Raw genomic sequence first — 17903 nt, forward strand, 5'->3', positions numbered from 1 at the left:
TTACACCAGATCTGCTAGGTTAGCGCCAAATTGCTTGGGAAAAAGAAGAACCATGTCTGACAACATCATCATTCGCGCCGCTGAAGGCAAATGGACCGTACGTGCCGGGGGCGCTGTGATCGGGGAAAGCCGCGACGCGCTTGAAGTGCGAGAAGGTGATCTGCCGCCGGTGATCTACTTCCCGCGCGCTGACATAGCGATGGCGTTTCTGGATAACAGTGCCACCGTCACCACCTGCCCTTACAAGGGCGAGGCAAAACACTTCTCGATCCAGACGAAATCGACCGTGATCGAGGATGCAGCCTGGTCCCATGACGCCCCGATCGAAGATCTTGAACAGATCAAGGGCCATATGGCGTTCTACGCCGACAAGGCGACCGTCGCGCGCACCTGAGCGGAGCTGACGATTGGCTGGGGGCTTAGCCCTCCAGCTGTTTGTCTACCGCGGCCTCTTCATTGATCATCGCTTGCAGCTGACGACGGAACCTGAGGGGGCCTCCGTCAATCGGCAAGTCGATATGGGGCGACGTCTTTTCGTCCATCCCGATTTGCACCTCATGCAGCACCGCCCGGTCCTCTTCAAAGGCTTTGCGGACATCTTCGCTCATCATCTTGCTTAACTCTGCGTCATTCGGGCGGATGTTGCGGAGTTGGAACCAATAATACCGCGTGGTCTTCTCGGTCGTGGGTGTCATAAAATTGAAGCTGTCCATGATGAACTTATCGTCATGCAGAGGCCCATCGACGCCCCCCGTGCCTGCCGGTGTAAACACCGCGCGAATGATCGCATGGCTGGGATAGCGCACCTCGTAGTGCTGCAGCCGGTCACAGTTGCCTTCGAAGGGCACGACCTTGGCATAGAACGGCGCGGGCTCTACATCCATCATCCAGCGGTGCACGATGACACCATTGTCGGTTTTCGTTACGCGCAGTGGCGTGTCTTTGGTGGCAGCCTGTGCGAACGATCCCTGATGCACCCACGCCACATGGGTCGGGTCCAGAAGGTTGTCGGTCATGTACAGATAGTTGCACCCCAGCTCCATCGCGGCGCCACGGTTGATGCCCCAATCGGGGTTGCCGTAATTCTCGATCTCGAAGATCTCGTCGGGGTCTGCGATGGCTGGATTGCCCATCCAGACCCAGACCAGCCCGTATTTCTCGTGCACGGGATAGGCGCGCAGTTTGGCGGCGGATGGAATGCGGCCCGTACCCGGTGCCCAGACACATTGCCCGGCACAATCAAAGGTCAGCCCGTGATAGCCACATTCAATATTGTCACCCTTCACGCGCCCCTTTGACAGCGGCAGCTTGCGGTGCGGACAAGCGTCTTCAAGCGCAATCACCTCGCCATCCTGTGTGCGATAGAGGCAGATCTTTTCGTTCAGGACCACAACTTGACTGGGGTCGCGGGACACCTCGTGATCCCATGCCGCCACATACCATGCGTTTTTCAGAAACATGTTATTCCCCTGCCCTTGTGCCTGTGTTCCGTCCATCTTCTATGCCGTCTAATCTGAAGACACACCAGTGCAACCTGACACTAGGACAAAGGGTAAGACACCCTCCCACCACCAACCGGGACTGCAACGCCTGTCGTGCTGGGGGCCGAGGTCGGAAGCCCGCGCGCCACGCGCACCGCCAGATAAGCAAAGGCCTGCGCTTCCAGCATGTCGCCGTCCAATCCGGTATCATCAATATCCTGTACCGGCACAGACAGACGCGCAGAAAGTTCCTGCATCAAAGCGGCGTTCTTGCGCCCCCCGCCTGTGACCAACAGCGCGGTCGGGGGACTTGGGCAATGGCGCATGCCCTGAGCGACGGCTTCGACAGCACAGGCGGCCAGCGTGCGCACCGCATCGGCATCTGGCAGATCGGCCACGGATGTCAGCAAATCGGGAAACGCATCCCGGTCGAGCGACTTGGGAGGTTGGCGGGTGAAATAGGGATGCGCCAGAAAGGACTGCACAAATTCCGTGTTCGCAGTGCCAGACAGTGCTAGTGCTCCGCCCTGATCCAACGCGATCCCACGACGCACCTGCATCAGATCATTGATCGGTGCATTCGCTGGGCCGGTATCGAAGGCAAGACAAGCGTCTGGGGCTTCAGGCGCGTCGATGCGCGGGTCTACCCAAGTGACATTGCCCACGCCCCCGAGGTTCAGAAAGGCAATCGGCGCCTCCGCCCCGATGAAGCGCGCGCAGGCGTGATGAAAGAACGGAGCCAGTGGTGCGCCCTCGCCGCCTTCGGCCACGTCCTGCGAGCGGAAGTCCCAGACGACGGGTACCTCCAGCGCATCTGCCAGCACCTGCCCGTCCCCCGCTTGGTGCGTGCGGGCATTGGCCGGGTCATGGGCCAGCGTTTGCCCGTGATACCCAAGAAGATCCGTAGGATTGCCCGCAACCAGCGTCTGGGCCAACGCAATATGCGCAGCCTCACCCACGCGGGCGGCATTCTTCACCTCCGACCCGTCCGGCCATTGACCGAGTGCCGCGCGCAGTTCGGCCCGCTGCGCGTCAGTGTAATCCGTATAGGCGCTTGGCCCGAAGGCAAAAACACGCGTGCCATCCGTCTGGACCAGCGCTGCATCTACCCCGTCAAGCGAGGTGCCGGACATCATCCCCAGCGCCCATATCGGACCATTCTCGGATCCCACTGCCCTTGCCATCGCCAACACGCTCTTTCCCTTTTGGCAGCCCCCGTTTATACGGAAGGCCAATGCAGACAGGATGGACTGAAATACGATGACCTACCACCCAAAATCCGACTTCATGCGTGTGATGATCGAGCGCGGCTTTCTGGCCGATTGCACTGATTATCAGGGGCTGGATGAAGCTTTGGTCGAAGGTGTCCTTCCAGCCTATATCGGCTTTGATGCCACCGCGAAATCGCTGCATGTCGGATCGCTGATCCAGATCATGATGCTGCGCTGGTTGCAGAAAACCGGCCACCAGCCGATCACCTTGATGGGTGGCGGCACCACCAAGGTGGGTGACCCGTCTTTCCGCGCGGACGAGCGTCCGCTGCTGACGCCGGATCAAATCGACGACAATATCGCGGGGATCAAGAAGGTCTTTGCAAGCTATATCGACTACGACTCGGACGGCCCCAACAAAGCGCTGATGCTGAACAATGCCGAGTGGCTGGACGACCTGAACTATCTTGATTTCCTGCGCGACATCGGGCGGCACTTCTCGGTCAACCGGATGCTGTCGTTTGAAAGCGTGAAGTCGCGACTGGACCGCGAGCAGAGCCTGTCGTTCCTCGAATTCAACTACATGATCCTGCAGGCCTATGACTTCCTCGAGCTGAACCGCCGTTATGGATGTCTGCTTCAGATGGGTGGCTCGGACCAGTGGGGCAACATCGTCAACGGGATCGACCTGACCCGCCGCGTTCTGGACAACCAGATTTTCGGCCTGACCTCTCCCTTGCTGACCACCTCGGACGGCAAGAAAATGGGCAAGTCGCTGAATGGTGCGATCTGGCTTAATGCAGATATGCTGTCGCCTTACGAGTTTTGGCAGTTCTGGCGCAACACCACGGATGCGGATGTGGGCCGGTTCCTGAAGCTCTACACCGAGCTTCCGATCGAGGAATGCGATCGTCTGGGTGCACTGGAAGGTCAGGCGATCAACGATGCGAAGATCGTGTTGGCCAACGAAGTGACGACGCTGGCGCATGGCGCCGAGGCTGCTGCGGCTGCAGAAGCCACCGCACGCGAGGTTTTCGAGAAAGGCGGCACGGGCGACGACCTACCGACTGTAACCTTGTCTGCTGCGGATCTGGGCGATGGGATCTCGATTATTCAGCTGTTCGTGAAGGCGGGTCTGGTGAAATCGGGCAAGGAAGCCAAACGCCTGATCGCCGAAAACGGCGCCAAGGTGAATGATGAAGCCCTGACCGAAACCGGCCGGATGATCAGCGCGGGTGAGTTGGCCGAACCGATGAAGCTGTCCGCGGGCAAGAAACGCCACGCGCTGGTGGTTTTGGAAGGCTAAGCCGCCATTCCCAAGGATCAAGCAAACAAGAAACCGAGGGGTGCTGACATGGATTGTCGCGCCCCTTTCTCATTGATAGGGTCCGTCTGTAACATCGCGCACGAGGCCTGCAATGCTCTTGAACCCCAACCTTGCCACGACATTTTCGCCCCCGGTGATGGAGGCGCGGCGCTGGTTGGAGGGCAAGAGCTTTTCGCCTGATCAGCCGCTAATCAATGTCAGCCAAGCCGCCCCCGTGGACCCGCCCCCCGAGGCCATGCGCGAGGCGATGGCCGATGCGGTTTTGCGCCTACCCGAGACCCATCTTTATGGTCCGGTTCTGGGACTTCCGGCGCTGCGGGATGAGTTGGCGTTCAATATTAACCGGCACTATGGTGCTGATGTAACGTCGAAAAACGTGGCAATCACCTCGGGCTGCAATCAGGCCTTTGCGGCGTCGATCGCCACTTTGGCCGCGCCAGGGGATGAGGTCATTCTACCAACCCCTTGGTATTTCAACCATAAAATGTGGCTCGATATGGGTGGGATCACGGCGGTGCCTCTGGCGACGGGGGACGACTTGTTGCCCGATCCCAGCAAGGCAGCGGCATTGATCACGCCGCGCACACGCGCGATTGCGCTGGTGACGCCCAACAACCCGACCGGGGTGGAGTATCCGGCCGAACTGATTGCAGCATTCCGCGACCTCGCACGTAAGCATGGGATTGCCCTGATCATCGACGAGACCTATCGCGATTTTCACAGTCAGGACGGGGCACCGCATGACCTGTTCTCTGATCCCGACTGGGACGACACGGTCATTCAGCTTTACAGTTTCTCGAAATCCTACCGCCTGACCGGCCACCGGGTCGGGTCGGTGCTGACCTCGCCTGCCCGCTTAGCCGAGATCGAGAAGTTTCTGGACACAGTCACCATTTGCCCGGCGCAATTGGGGCAGCACGCAGCTTTGTGGGGGCTGCGCAATCTGGATGAGTGGCTGGCGGGTGAACGGCTCGAGATTCTGGGCCGTGCGCAGGCGATGCGCGATGGGTTTGCCCCGCTGACCGAACGCGGTTGGAAATTGATGGGTTGCGGGGCGTATTTCGCCTATTTGCAGCACCCGTTCGACATGCCCTCGGACCAGCTGGCACAGGCATTGGTAGATCACGCCAGCCTTCTGGCCCTGCCCGGCACAATGTTCACGCCAGAGGGCGACAAAAGCGGTGCGCAGCAGATGCGCGTGGCCTTCGCCAACATCGATACGGCGGGCATTCAGACCGCTCTGAACCGACTGGCAGCATTTCAACCTTAATCACGCGTGCAGGGCGGCTTGGCATTCCGCCATGAACCGCCTACAAACCCGATAACAGTCTGATGAAAAGGAAAGCGTCCATGGCGACTGGCAAGGCTTCTCGTACCTTCGGTTGGATCCTGATGGGTCTGGTGATGGTGGGACTCGTAGGGTTCGGATCAACGAATTTCGGCGGCTCAGGCCGGTCAATTGGTACGGTGGGCGACACCGAAATCGACGCACGCCGCTATTCGCGTGAACTTCAGTCCGAGCTGAATGCATTCGAAGCCCAAACCGGTCAGCGTCTGACCATGCAGCAGGCACAGGCTTTCGGCGTGGATCAGCAGGTGCTGGCGCGGGTGATTGCAGCCGTAGCGCTTGAAGACGAGACCGCACGCCTTGGAATTTCGGTCGGCGACGATCACCTGCGCGCTCGCATCGTGGACATCCCCGCCTTTGCCGGTGTGGATGGTCAATTTGACCGCGAAAGCTATCGCTTTGCATTGGAGCAATCGGGACTGACTGCCGCAGGATTTGAACAGACCCTGCGCGCCGAAGTCAGCCGTCAGATCCTTCAGGCCGCAGTGACCAACGGGATCGTGGCCGACGACACCTATGTGGACACGCTTTATGGCTTTGCCCGTGAAGCTCGGAATTTCACATGGGCCGAGATGCCGGTGTCGCGCCTGACGACCGCCCTGCCCGAGCCGACTGAAGACGAACTGACAGCCTATTACGACGCCAACCCGTCCGCTTTCACCTTGCCCGAAACGAAAAAGATCACCTATGCGTGGCTGGACCCGCAGGCTCTGGTCGACGAAATCGAGGTGGATGAGGCGCAGATCAAGGCGCTTTATGACGAGCGGAACGCTCAGTACAACCAACCCGAACGCCGCATGGTCGAACGACTGGTCTTTGGCTCGGACGCTGAAGCACAGGCCGCGGCAGACGCGATCGCGGCTGGCGAGACCAGCTTTGAAGATCTGGTATCCGCGCGCGAACTGGCCTTGTCCGACGTTGATCTGGGTGATCTCTCCAAGGCCGAATTGGGCGCCGCGGCAGACACTGTGTTTGCCCTGACCGAACCGGGCATTGCTGGTCCGGCACCCAGCGATCTTGGTCCGGCTCTGTTTCGCATGAATGCCATTCTGTCGGCGCGCAACACGCCTATTGACGCCGTGCGCGCGGACTTGAACGCCGAGCTGGCAGCCGATGCTGCACGTCGCCGTGTCGGCGATATGGTCGCCGAGCTGGACGACCTGATGGCTGGTGGCGCGACACTGGAAGAGATCAGCGAGAGCCACAATATGGCGCTGGAACAGATCGACTGGACCGCAGACACCTCGGACGGGATTGCTGCATATGAAGCATTCCGCGAAGCCGCCGCTGCTGCAGTCGACGGGGATTTCCCCGAGATCACTCTGATGTCGGACGGAGGTGTCTTCGCCTTGCGTGTGGATGCACTGGAGCCATCGCGCGTTCAGGAACAAAGCGAAGTGGCCGAGGCCGTTCTGGCTGGATGGCAAGCCGGAAAGCGTCTTGAATTGCTGGCCGACGAAGCGCGTGGACTGATCCCATCGCTGGAAGGTGGCGAAAGCTTGGCTTCGCTCGGTCTGACGGAAGTGATCGAAGAAGGACAGGAACGTGACGCCTTTGTCGAAGGTACTCCGCCTGCTTTCCTGACCGAAGTGTTCCTGATGGAGACCGGTGACTGGCAGGTTGTGCCGTCGGTAGATGGTGTGCTTCTGGTACGTTTGGATGCCGTTGTGCCGGTTGATCACGACGGCGATGAGGCCGCTGCAATCAAAGCCAATTTCGCCGCGCAAACCGCACAGGAAATTGCCATCGACATCGAAAACGCTTTTGCGCGCGCCATCCAGAACAAGGCGGGGATCGAGCTGAACCGCCCGATGATCAACGCCGTGAACGCGCAGTTCCAGTAACCTCCGACCGGGAAGACATCCATGGCCCTTACGCCCTCGTTTGAAGAGTTCGAAGCCGGTTGGAATGCTGGCAAAAACCAAGTGGTCTATACGCGGCTGGCGGCTGATCTGGACACGCCAGTCAGCCTGATGCTGAAACTGACTGAAGCGCGGCGTGACAGCTTCATGTTGGAAAGTGTCACCGGCGGCGAAGTGCGCGGGCGGTACTCTATCGTTGGCATGAAGCCTGACTTGGTCTGGGAATGCCGGGGCGAGACCTCGCGCGTGAACCGTATGGCGCGCTTTGACGCCGACGCATTCGAGGACATGCCGGGCAATCCGCTGGACGCCTTCCGCTCTGTTCTGGCCGAAAGCGAAATTGATCTGCCAGACGACCTGCCTCAGGCCTCTGCCGGTCTGTTTGGCTATCTGGGCTATGACATGATCCGGCTGGTCGAACATCTGCCCGATGTGAATCCTGACCCACTGGGCGTACCCGATGCGGTGATGATGCGTCCGTCTGTGGTGGCGGTTCTGGACGGTGTAAAAGGTGATGTAACGCTGGTCTCACCCGCCTTTGTCAGCTCGGGTCTGACGGCCAAGGCGGCCTATGCTCAGGCGGCCGAACGGGTGATGGATGCCCTACGTGATCTGGATCGCGGCACTGCTGGCGAGACACGCGATCTGGGCGAAGCGCAAGAGCTTGGTCCGCTGGTGTCCAACTTCGCCAAGCCCGACTATCTGGCAGCAGTCGAGAAAGCCAAGGAATACATCCGCGCGGGCGACATCTTTCAGGTGGTTCCCAGCCAGCGCTGGACGCAGAACTTCCCGCTGCCGCCTTTTGCGCTCTATCGCAGCTTGCGACGTACCAATCCCTCGCCCTTCATGTTCTATTTCAACTTCGGCGGCTTTCAGGTTGTGGGCGCAAGCCCGGAAATCCTGGTCCGGGTCTTTGATGGCGAGGTCACGATCCGTCCCATCGCAGGCACCCGTCCCCGTGGCAAGACGCCCGAGGAAGACAAGGCATTGGAAGCCGATCTGCTGGCCGACCAAAAAGAGCTGGCCGAGCACTTGATGCTTCTGGATCTGGGCCGCAACGACACGGGCAAGGTCTCAAAAATCGGGACCGTCCGCCCGACCGAAGAGTTCATCATCGAACGCTACAGCCACGTGATGCATATCGTGTCGAACGTGGTGGGCGAGCTGGCCGATGATCAGGACGCGCTGTCCGCCTTCATGGCGGGTATGCCTGCCGGGACGGTTTCTGGCGCGCCGAAAGTCCGCGCGATGGAGATCATCGACGAGCTGGAGCCTGAAAAACGTGGTGTCTATGGCGGCGGCTTGGGCTATTTCAGCGCGGGCGGCGACATGGACATGTGTATCGCCCTGCGTACCGCGGTGGTGAAGGATGAGAAGCTCTATATTCAAGCCGGTGGTGGAGTTGTCTACGACAGCGACGCCGAGGCCGAATATGAAGAGACGGTGAATAAGTCCAAAGCCATCCGGCGGGCGGCCGAAGATGCGGCCATGTTCACCCGGCGCGGCAACCGGTAAGGGGTCAGGGGCGTTGCCCCTCTGCGCATTGCGCATTCACCCCAGGATATTTTTGGTAAGAAAATGAGGGGCGGCGATGCTTGGCGACAAGATTTTGGGCGTGATCGGTGGCAGTGGTCAGCTGGGCTGTGCGATCATTCAAGGTTTGGTGGCCGCAAATGCGCTTCCGGCGAACAGGATCCTTGTGTCGAACCGAAGCGGAGCTCGGGGTGATCTGCCAGACACGGTGCGGGTAGTGACAGACCACGCCGAGTTGGTTGCGGCCTGCGACGTCATCCTGCTGTCTGTCCCTCCTACGGGAGCGTCCGAGATGCGCCTTCGTGCCGACGGCAAACTGGTTCTGTCGGTGATGGCTGGCGTGACTATAGACCAGTTGGCCGAGATCGCAGGCCATGACCGCGTAATCCGCGCCATGTCGAGCCCGGCGGCGGCGGAGCAGTTAGCCTATTCTCCTTATGTGCTTAGAACCGGCGCACGAGACGACGCGGCATTGACCGAGGAATTGTTTGGAGCGATCGGGAAAACGGATGCATTGCACGAAGAAGCGCAGCTGGATGTGTTCACCGCGATCACAGGCCCAGTGCCCGGCTTTGTGGCGCTGTTCGCCGATGCGATGATCGGCTTCGCCCGCGATCAGGGTGTTGATGGAGATGTAGCCGAGCGCGCCGTGCGCCAACTTTTCTTGGCGGCAGGGAACGAGATGGGCGCCGGAGGCCCGTCACCGGCTAAGCAGGTTCAATGGATGATCGACTATGCCGGGACAACGGCAGCGGGGCTTGAGGCGATGAAAGCCGCTGGGGTTGAAGATGTGATTGACAAAGGGCTTGCAGCAGCAGTTGAGAAAGCGCGGCGGATTGCGGAAGCCTCCTAACTCAAATCGCGAGAACTTGGCCCGTTTTTTACTTGGCAAGTATATCCTGGGGTGAGGCCCCTAGAGGATTAGCCCCCCAACATCCACATTCCCTTCGGCCAGAACGCGTGGAAGGCAAAGGCAAACAGCACATCATGGGGCACATCCTTGCCCTGCGCATCCCGCACGCGGATGGTACCGACGTCGCGTCCTTTTGAGATTTGTGCCGTATCCAGCGCCGAGGCCTGTCCTGCGCTCCAGCTGATGGTCACACCAGCCTCGCGGATTTCGCCTTCTTTCGACAGGCGCGCTACCGGCCATGCGCGGTCACCCACACGAACAACACGGGCAAGTGCTGGCACGCCATGGGGTGGTTGTTCTCCGGTAAAGAACCCATAGGGCCGATTTCGGCTATCATAGCCAGCATAGGGGTTGCGTCCGTATGAACGGTTCGCGCGGGGTTGGTCCATGACAAGACCGTCGGGATTGCGGCGGGCAAATTCCGCCCAGCTTTCCATCCACGCCGGAAGTTGCTTCAGTTGGGTGCCAGTGTGCTTGCCAACGATCCCCTGCCCCAACGCCTGTTGCCACCAGCTTTCTGTCTGATGGTCATACATCACCATGTCCGAGTTGCGCAGCTTGCCTGTCACGCCGAAGCTCAGCGTTTGACCGCCCACGCGACGATCGAACACCATGCCGGAATTACAGAGTGGGCAGAAGGTGACCGCGACCGGCACGCCGCCAACGGTGTCATTCACGATCTCATGCCAAGTCAGATAGCGTAGCGGATAGGCGCGCGGGGTGGCGCCTTGGATTTCGACCGTCAGAACGGGTTCGCGGGGGTCGATACGGGTCTCGCTGTCGACTTTTTGAAAGGCCGGATCGCTAAGCGCCGGAATGCCATCACGGCCCGGACCGCCCGACAGGATCTCTTGCCACCCGCCAATGTCTGATCGAGAGAAATCGGTTTTGGGAAACTCTCGTTCCCATTGGGTCGGGTTGGCGCGCACATCCTGCACCCACAGCCCGGCCAGTATCGCAAGCATGGTCAGCAGAATACGCATAGGGCCGCTCCTTTTTCTGTCAAAACCAGCCTGACAGAGAAAGAAGCGGCCCCATAGCCCCCCTCACGAGGGTTTGAGCAATTGTGCGCGCGGCTTATTCCACCACGCGCATCGAGGTCATGACGTCGGGCTTACCCAGCACCGACCCGTTCGGACCCTTGCCAAGCTTGATCGCCTGAACCACGTCAAAGCCACCGGTCACATTGCCCACGACGGTGTATTTCCCGTTCAGAAAATCGCCGGGGGCGAACATGATGAAGAACTGGCTGTTGGCCGAGTTCGGGTTCTGCGACCGTGCCATGCCCACGGTGCCGGCCAGATAGGGCTCATCCGTGAACTCGGCCTTCAGGTCCGGATAAGATGACCCACCCTGACCCGCACGACCGCCATTGCCGTCGGCTTTGCCGAACTCGACATCGCCGGTCTGCGCCATGAAGCCATCGATGACACGGTGGAAGACCACGTTGTCATAAGTGCCTTCGTTGGCCAGCGTGATGATCCGCTCAACATGCATGGGGGCCAGATCGGGGCGCAGGGTAATCTCGATCACGCCATTGGCTTCGCCTTCGACGGTGATCTCAATCTTCGGCGCGTCACCGACCACAACCGGGTCCAGCTCGGGTGGGGTCGAGGGCCACAGCGTGTAAATCGCATAGCCCACAACCAAGGCCACCCCGGCCAGAAACGCCATAATGAAGGTGCGTCTGTCCCGAGGTGTGTAGTTGCCGTCAGACATCCGCAGCAACCTTGACCGATACCATCATGTCCGGGCTTGCAGGCGGCTCGCCACGGGTGATCGCGTCGACATGTTCCATGCCCGAGGTCACGCGGCCATAAACGGTGTACTGACCGTTCAGGAAGTGGTTGTCGCTGAAGTTGATGAAGAACTGGCTGTTGGCCGAGTTCGGGTTCTGCGAACGGGCAGCACCCAGCGTGCCGCGGTCATGCGGCAGCTTCGAGAACTCTGCAGGCAGATCCGGCAGCGACGATCCACCAGTGCCAGCGCGGCGCAGGGACATCGGGTCTTTCCCGTTGGCCACGTCGCCAGTCTGCGCCATGAAGCCATCGATCACGCGGTGGAAAACTACGCCATCATACTCGCCCGAACGGGCCAGTTCTTTCATGCGCTCGGCATGTTTGGGGGCGACGTCGGGCAGCAGTTCGATCACCACGGTGCCGTCTTTCAGTTCCATCAGGATGGTGTTATCGGGATCTTTATATTCGGCCATCGGGGCCTCCTTCTAAGATTATGTGTTTCGTTGGCGCCAAACTAAGCACGCTAGGGAAAAGATGGAAGGGCAAGCGGGCTCTTTTCACCCCCACCTGTTGACCCGCGCACGCTTTTGGTGTGCAACACGCCCGACACCTGCCCGATACCTGAAGGAGGGACCGATGGCCTGGAAAACACTCGACGAGATGGACCTGAACGGCAAAACCGTTCTGACCCGCGTAGACATCAACGTACCGGTGAAAGACGGCGTGGTCACCGACGATACCCGCATCCAGCGCATCCTGCCCACCATTCGCGATATTCTGGCCGCTGGCGGCAAGCCAGTTTTGCTGGCGCATTTCGGCCGCCCCAAGGGCGAACGCGTTCCGGATATGAGCCTGTCTGTTGTGCGCCCTGCCCTTGAAGCCGCGCTTGGAAGCCCTGTGAAATTCGCAGACGACTGTATCGGTCTACATGCAAAACAAGCGGTGTCCGAGCTGAAAGCTGGCGAGGTTTTGCTGCTGGAAAACACCCGCTATCATGCGGCGGAACCTAAGAATGATCCCGCCTTTGCCGCGGCATTGGCTGCTTTGGGAGATGTCTATTGCAACGACGCCTTTTCGGCGGCGCACCGTGCCCATGGCTCGACCGAGGGCGTCGCGCGTCTTCTGCCCTCTTGCGCTGGTCGTTTGATGCAGGCCGAACTGTCGGCACTGGAAGCAGCCCTCGGCCAGCCAGTACGCCCAGTTGTGGCCGTTGTGGGCGGGGCCAAGGTGTCCTCCAAGCTGGATCTGCTGGGGAATCTGGTCGCCAAGGTGGATTATCTGGTGATCGGTGGCGGCATGGCCAACACCTTCCTTGCCGCACAGGGCATCGATGTGGGCAAGTCGCTGGCTGAGCATGATATGACCGACACCGCATCCGAGATCCTGATGAAAGCGCAGGCCGCTGGATGCGAGATCGTCTTGCCCTCGGACGTCGTTATCGCCCGCGAATTTGCTGCGAACGCTGCCAATGAAACCGTGGCCGCCGACGCCTGCCCATCGGATGCGATGATCCTTGATGCTGGCCCGGAAAGTGTCGCGCGGATTTCAGAGGTGTTCGAACAAGCCAACACGCTGATCTGGAACGGCCCCCTTGGTGCGTTCGAAATCGAGCCCTTCGACGCGGCCACCAACGCAGCCGCCCTGAAAGCTGCCGAACTGTCCGAGGGGGGCAACCTGACCTCGGTCGCTGGTGGGGGTGACACGGTCGCCGCCCTGAACAAGGCCGGTGCCGCCAAACGCTTCACCTATATCTCGACCGCAGGCGGCGCATTCTTGGAGTGGATGGAAGGCAAGGTCCTGCCGGGCGTCGCGGCTTTGGGCTAATACTCCTCTCAAACACCCGTTAATTCAACGCCCTGCGCAGAAATGCGTAGGGCGTTTTTCTTTCCGAGATTCCTGCTTGACTATTACCTGACTATTTTTGTAGGCATTAGAAATCAGCCAGTCGCACCCACTGCGATCAGCCGGAGACCTGAAAGGCAACCCCAGCCCCACGCCGTCAGGAGCGCGACACATGACTGATTTCCAATGCGGGTGCATGACCGCCCGCACCGACATTCCAAATCCCTTTCCCTTCATCCCCGGCCTGAAAGCTCTGGCCGCATGGATTGAGGCCACCATCGAAGGAGACCGCATATGACCGCCCCCATCACCAACGCTGTATTTGAAACCGCATTGCGGACTGCTCCACCGGAACATGATGCGTTAGATCTGACCCAAAGCGGCAAGACCGCCCGTATCGTCCTGAACGACATGGTTTATACGCTAACCATCACCCGCGCAGGAAAACTGATCCTGACCAAGTAACATCGAGATCAACGAACGCATCGGCGCGTGACGGCCAGAGTTCCCCTTTGCCGTCCGAATTCCCTTCGCGCCCGTTGCCGAGGGGCAAGGCCCATTTCCGTTTAATCCAACCTTGCCCCTCACCCCCGATTCCTACGCATCTGTTAGCGCCAGCAGAATTGCATGCCGCCGTCCCCTCGCCTATGAACGGGGTAATTCAGACCTTTATTCACACGTGGGATCGACATGCCGAACCAAGCACAAATGGACAAGATCAAAGCCGGTCAGGGCTTCATCGCAGCACTGGACCAGTCGGGCGGATCGACCCCGAAAGCTTTGCGCCTTTATGGCATCGAGGAAGACGCCTATTCGGGCGACGCCGAGATGTACGACCTGATCCACGCCATGCGCTCGCGGATTGCACAGGCCCCGGCCTTCACCGGAGAGAAAGTCGTCGGCGCGATCCTGTTCGAAATGACGATGGACCGCCAAATCGACGGCAAGCCGACCGCCACCTATATGTGGGACGAGCGCGGCGTGGTTCCCTTCCTGAAAGTGGACAAGGGTCTTGCCGACGAAGAGAACGGCGTACAGGTGATGAAGCCGATGCCGGAACTGGACGCCCTGTGCGAACGCGCTGTGAAAGCTGGCGTTTTCGGCACCAAGATGCGCTCGGTCATCAATGCAGCAAACGCCGAAGGCATCAAAGCTGTCGTTGCGCAGCAGTTTGAGGTGGGCAAGCAGATTATCGGTCACGGACTGGTGCCGATTATCGAGCCCGAGGTGACGATCTCGATCGCGGATAAGGCTGCTGCTGAAGACATTCTGCTGGCCGAGCTGACCGCCCAACTGGATGCGCTGTCGGATAATCAAACCGTGATGCTGAAGCTGACCCTGCCGGAAGCTGCCAACCACTATAAATCGCTGGTGGATCATCCCCGCGTGGCGTCGGTTGTGGCCCTGTCGGGCGGCTATTCGCGCGAGGAAGCCAACACCCGCCTGTCGCAAAACACAGGCATGATCGCCAGCTTCTCGCGCGCTTTGACTGAAGGCCTGTCGGCACAGCAAAGCGACGACGCGTTCAACGGCACCATCGCAGACACGATCGACAGCATCTATCAGGCATCCATTGCCGGGTAAGCATCTGCTTTGATTGCATTTTGAAACGGCTCGCAGTTTTGCGGGCCGTTTTCCTATTGAACGTGCGAAAAACTTTCCAACCGATTCGTTTTTGGGATTCACAAGCCGAATCACCTGTGGCATAGTTCTCTTGCACCGCCCGAAAAGAGGTGGGCAAGAGGCAGTACATACAGGCGGGAAACCTATGGGCGCACCTCGCGCACAAGCTGGAATTGGTGGAGTTATCTACTTTGTTGGGGCCGTTGGCCTTGGCTTATACTTCACCTTTGCCAGCGTGCAGGGCGACTATGGATTGTTCCGGCGCGTACAGATCGAGGCCGAGACGCATGCGCTTTTGAAAGAGCGTGATGCGCTCTCGGCTCAGATCGTCGAGCTGCGCAACAAGACCAAGCGCCTGTCGGATGATTTCCTTGATCTGGATCTGCTGGACGAACAAGCCCGCAATGTGCTGGGTGTAGTTCGCGCGGACGAAGTCGTATTGCGCTGACCGTCGCGCGTCTTCCCTTTCAAGTCATTTAAAAATGCAAGCCTTGCATTTGGCGCAACCCTGCCCCGCGCAAGGTTCTGCAAGTTTTTGTCGACCCATGAGCGTGAAGTCTGTATAAGATAGTTTAACACTAAACTATTATCAAAAGCCAAATGACGCCAGGAGGAGGACGCCACATGGCCGCCCGGAAAAGCGCTCCGAAAAAGACCGCTAAATCAAACACATCCAAAGAAGAGCTTCTTGAATACTACCGCGAGATGCTTCTGATCCGTCGATTCGAAGAAAAGTCCGGCCAGCTTTACGGCATGGGCCTGATCGGCGGGTTCTGTCACCTTTACATCGGACAAGAAGCCGTTGTCGTTGGGCTGGAAGCCGCCGCGAAGGAAGGCGACAAACGCCTGACATCCTATCGCGACCACGGCCACATGTTGGCCTGTGGCATGGACCCGAAAGGTGTCATGGCCGAGCTGACGGGCCGCGAAGGCGGCTATTCGCGCGGCAAAGGCGGCTCGATGCACATGTTCTCGAAAGAGAAACATTTTTACGGCGGTCACGGGATCGTTGGTGCGCAGGTTCCGATCGGTACTGGTCTGGCATTTGCGGACAAGTATCTGGACAATGGCGGCGTAACTTTCGCCTATTTCGGTGACGGCGCGGCCAACCAAGGTCAGGTTTACGAAAGCTTCAACATGGCGTCGCTGTGGCAGCTTCCGGTGATCTACGTGATCGAAAACAACCAGTACGCCATGGGTACCTCTCTGCAGCGTGCCAGCTCGACCCCTGACATCTATACCCGCGGCGCATCGTTCGGCATTCCCGGCGAAGCTGTCGATGGCATGGATGTTCTGGCCGTGAAAGAAGCTGGCGAACGCGCCACAGAACACTGCCGTTCAGGCAATGGCCCCTACATTCTGGAAATGAAAACCTATCGCTATCGCGGCCACTCGATGTCGGATCCGGCAAAGTACCGCACCCGCGAAGAGGTTCAGAAAGTCCGAGAAGAACGCGACGCCATCGAACATGTGCGCGAGCTTCTGTTGCAAGGCAAACATGTGTCCGAAGATGACCTGAAGGCCATCGATAAAGAGATCAAGGCCGTCGTAAATGACGCCGCCGAGTTCTCGAAAACCAGCCCCGAGCCCGCGCTCGAGGAGCTGTGGACCGATATTTACGCCTGATCCGGACAGAGGAGAGAAGATATGGCTATTGAAGTACTGATGCCCGCCCTGTCCCCCACGATGGAGGAAGGCACGCTGGCCAAATGGCTGGTTAAAGAAGGTGACGAGGTCGCATCGGGCGACATCCTTGCCGAGATCGAAACCGACAAAGCGACGATGGAGTTTGAAGCTGTTGATGAAGGCATCATCGGCAAAATCCTGATCGCCGATGGCACGGAAGGCGTGAAAGTGAATACGCCCATCGCCGTGCTGATCGAAGAAGGCGAAAGCGCCGATGATGTGGCGTCGACCCCTGCCCCGGCAGCGGAAGCCCCTGCAGCAGCGGCTCCGGCGGCAGCCCCTGTGGCGGCGCAGCCCATCGTATCGGAAGATCTATCCGACCCGGAAATCCCGGAAGGCACCGAAATGCGCTCGACCACCGTGCGTGAAGCACTGCGTGACGCGATGGCCGAAGAAATGCGCTCGGACGACACTGTTTTCCTGATGGGGGAAGAGGTCGCGGAATACCAAGGCGCCTATAAGGTCAGCCAAGGTCTGCTGGACGAATTCGGCGCCCGACGCGTGATCGACACGCCGATCACCGAGCACGGCTTTGCCGGTCTGGCAACGGGTGCCGCGATGGGCGGTCTGAAACCGATTGTCGAGTTCATGACCTTCAACTTCGCCATGCAGGCGATTGACCACATCATCAACACCGCCGCCAAGACCCGCTATATGTCGGGCGGTCAAATGACCTGCCCGATCGTCTTCCGCGGCCCGAACGGCGCAGCAGCCCGCGTGGGTGCTCAGCACTCGCAGGATTATGCGGCATGGTATGCGCAGATCCCCGGCCTCTATGTCGCGATGCCGTATTCTGCTGCGGATGCAAAAGGTCTGATGAAAACAGCAATCCGCGAAGAGACCCCCGTTGTGTTCCTGGAAAACGAGCTGCTTTACGGCCAAAGCTTCGAAGTGCCGGTGATGGACGACTATGCGATCCCGTTCGGCAAGGCGCGCATCTGGCGTGAAGGCTCGGATGTGACCATCGTCAGCTTCGGCATCGGCATGAAATACGCACTGGAAGCGGCTGACAAGCTGGCTGAAGACGGTATCTCGGCCGAAGTAATCGACCTGCGCACCCTGCGCCCGATCGATTATGACACGGTGATCCGCTCGGTCCAGAAAACCAACCGCTGTATCACGGTGGAAGAAGGCTGGCCGGTGGCGTCTATCGGCAACCACATCACCGCTCAGATCATGGAACGCGCTTTCGATTACCTTGATGCGCCGGTGATCAATCTGACGGGCAAAGATGTTCCGATGCCTTACGCTGCGAACCTTGAAAAGCTTGCGCTTGTAACCACCGCCGAGGTGGTAGAGGCCGCCAAAGCTGTAACCTATCGTTAAGGAGACCGAGAC

Annotated in this window: 18 protein-coding genes; 13 read left to right on the top strand and 5 right to left on the bottom strand. The window is 59.3% G+C overall.

What is annotated here, in order from left to right; translation table 11 throughout:
* Nucleotides 1–52 precede the first annotated feature (52 nt).
* Nucleotides 53–394: a DUF427 domain-containing protein gene (locus ALP8811_RS07760; RefSeq protein ID WP_108856552.1), complete on the top strand. Its 342-nt coding sequence runs from the start codon at nt 53–55 to the stop codon at nt 392–394.
* A gap of 25 nt (nt 395–419) precedes the next feature.
* Here ALP8811_RS07760 and ALP8811_RS07765 read toward each other — a convergent pair whose 3' ends face one another.
* Together ALP8811_RS07765 and ALP8811_RS07770 are read right to left on the bottom strand one after the other, a co-directional pair.
* A complete protein-coding gene (locus ALP8811_RS07765) occupies nt 420–1460 on the bottom strand; it encodes an aromatic ring-hydroxylating dioxygenase subunit alpha (RefSeq protein WP_108856553.1) in 1041 nt (346 codons plus the stop codon).
* An 80-nt stretch (nt 1461–1540) separates the two neighbouring features.
* A complete protein-coding gene (locus tag ALP8811_RS07770; RefSeq protein WP_108857482.1) occupies nt 1541–2665 on the bottom strand; it encodes an anhydro-N-acetylmuramic acid kinase in 1125 nt (374 codons plus the stop codon).
* 76 nt (nt 2666–2741) lie between these two features.
* Between ALP8811_RS07770 and tyrS the strand changes: the two genes are divergently transcribed.
* From tyrS to ALP8811_RS07795, 5 genes are all read left to right on the top strand, one after another.
* The gene (gene tyrS / locus ALP8811_RS07775; protein WP_108856554.1) at nt 2742–3998 is read left to right on the top strand and encodes a tyrosine--tRNA ligase; all 1257 of its coding nucleotides are present in this window, start codon (nt 2742–2744) and stop codon (nt 3996–3998) included.
* A 112-nt stretch (nt 3999–4110) separates the two neighbouring features.
* Nucleotides 4111–5289 carry an aminotransferase gene (locus ALP8811_RS07780; RefSeq protein WP_108856555.1) on the top strand — a complete coding sequence of 393 codons (1179 nt, stop codon included), beginning with the start codon at nt 4111–4113 and terminating at the stop codon, nt 5287–5289.
* Between the two features lie 80 nt (nt 5290–5369).
* Complete coding sequence (locus tag ALP8811_RS07785) at nt 5370–7211, top strand: SurA N-terminal domain-containing protein (protein WP_181363717.1); 1842 nt, start codon at nt 5370–5372, stop codon at nt 7209–7211.
* Nucleotides 7212–7232: 21 nt separating this feature from the next.
* The gene (trpE, locus tag ALP8811_RS07790; RefSeq protein WP_108856557.1) at nt 7233–8744 is read left to right on the top strand and encodes an anthranilate synthase component I; all 1512 of its coding nucleotides are present in this window, start codon (nt 7233–7235) and stop codon (nt 8742–8744) included.
* A gap of 76 nt (nt 8745–8820) precedes the next feature.
* Nucleotides 8821–9615, top strand: coding sequence for a pyrroline-5-carboxylate reductase family protein (locus ALP8811_RS07795; RefSeq protein WP_108856558.1), 795 nt, complete (start codon nt 8821–8823; stop codon nt 9613–9615).
* A gap of 68 nt (nt 9616–9683) precedes the next feature.
* Here the strand turns inward: ALP8811_RS07795 and ALP8811_RS07800 are convergent, their stop codons facing one another.
* The 3 genes from ALP8811_RS07800 to ALP8811_RS07810 all read right to left on the bottom strand — a co-directional run bounded on the left by ALP8811_RS07800 (nt 9684) and on the right by ALP8811_RS07810 (nt 11887).
* Nucleotides 9684–10658: a DUF3179 domain-containing protein gene (locus ALP8811_RS07800; protein ID WP_108856559.1), complete on the bottom strand. Its 975-nt coding sequence runs from the start codon at nt 10656–10658 to the stop codon at nt 9684–9686.
* A gap of 94 nt (nt 10659–10752) precedes the next feature.
* Nucleotides 10753–11394, bottom strand: coding sequence for a peptidylprolyl isomerase (locus tag ALP8811_RS07805; protein ID WP_245924603.1), 642 nt, complete (start codon nt 11392–11394; stop codon nt 10753–10755).
* Nucleotides 11387–11887 (bottom strand): peptidylprolyl isomerase, encoded by a 501-nt coding sequence (locus ALP8811_RS07810; RefSeq protein WP_108856560.1) that lies wholly within the window; start codon nt 11885–11887, stop codon nt 11387–11389. The genes ALP8811_RS07805 and ALP8811_RS07810 overlap by 8 nt, the downstream gene beginning before the upstream one ends.
* Before the next feature lie 163 nt (nt 11888–12050).
* Between ALP8811_RS07810 and ALP8811_RS07815 the strand changes: the two genes are divergently transcribed.
* The 7 genes from ALP8811_RS07815 to ALP8811_RS07840 all read left to right on the top strand — a co-directional run bounded on the left by ALP8811_RS07815 (nt 12051) and on the right by ALP8811_RS07840 (nt 17891).
* Nucleotides 12051–13238: a phosphoglycerate kinase gene (locus tag ALP8811_RS07815; RefSeq protein ID WP_108856561.1), complete on the top strand. Its 1188-nt coding sequence runs from the start codon at nt 12051–12053 to the stop codon at nt 13236–13238.
* Between the two features lie 190 nt (nt 13239–13428).
* Nucleotides 13429–13554: a hypothetical protein gene (locus ALP8811_RS16500; RefSeq protein WP_281260702.1), complete on the top strand. Its 126-nt coding sequence runs from the start codon at nt 13429–13431 to the stop codon at nt 13552–13554.
* Nucleotides 13551–13721: a hemin uptake protein HemP gene (hemP, locus tag ALP8811_RS07820; protein ID WP_108856562.1), complete on the top strand. Its 171-nt coding sequence runs from the start codon at nt 13551–13553 to the stop codon at nt 13719–13721. The genes ALP8811_RS16500 and hemP overlap by 4 nt, the downstream gene beginning before the upstream one ends.
* Nucleotides 13722–13964: 243 nt before the next feature.
* On the top strand, nt 13965–14840 hold the full coding sequence (locus tag ALP8811_RS07825) for a fructose bisphosphate aldolase (RefSeq protein ID WP_245924604.1): 876 nt from the start codon (nt 13965–13967) through the stop codon (nt 14838–14840).
* A 184-nt stretch (nt 14841–15024) separates the two neighbouring features.
* Entirely contained in the window at nt 15025–15327 is a 303-nt protein-coding gene (locus tag ALP8811_RS07830; protein WP_108856564.1) for an FtsB family cell division protein, read from the top strand.
* Between the two features lie 176 nt (nt 15328–15503).
* Nucleotides 15504–16505 carry a pyruvate dehydrogenase (acetyl-transferring) E1 component subunit alpha gene (pdhA, locus tag ALP8811_RS07835; RefSeq protein ID WP_108856565.1) on the top strand — a complete coding sequence of 334 codons (1002 nt, stop codon included), beginning with the start codon at nt 15504–15506 and terminating at the stop codon, nt 16503–16505.
* Between the two features lie 21 nt (nt 16506–16526).
* The gene (locus tag ALP8811_RS07840) at nt 16527–17891 is read left to right on the top strand and encodes a pyruvate dehydrogenase complex E1 component subunit beta (RefSeq protein ID WP_108856566.1); all 1365 of its coding nucleotides are present in this window, start codon (nt 16527–16529) and stop codon (nt 17889–17891) included.
* Nucleotides 17892–17903: the final 12 nt, after the last annotated feature.

The sequence above is a fragment of the Aliiroseovarius pelagivivens genome, from assembly GCF_900302485.1.
In the GTDB taxonomy this organism is placed as follows: domain Bacteria; phylum Pseudomonadota; class Alphaproteobacteria; order Rhodobacterales; family Rhodobacteraceae; genus Aliiroseovarius; species Aliiroseovarius pelagivivens.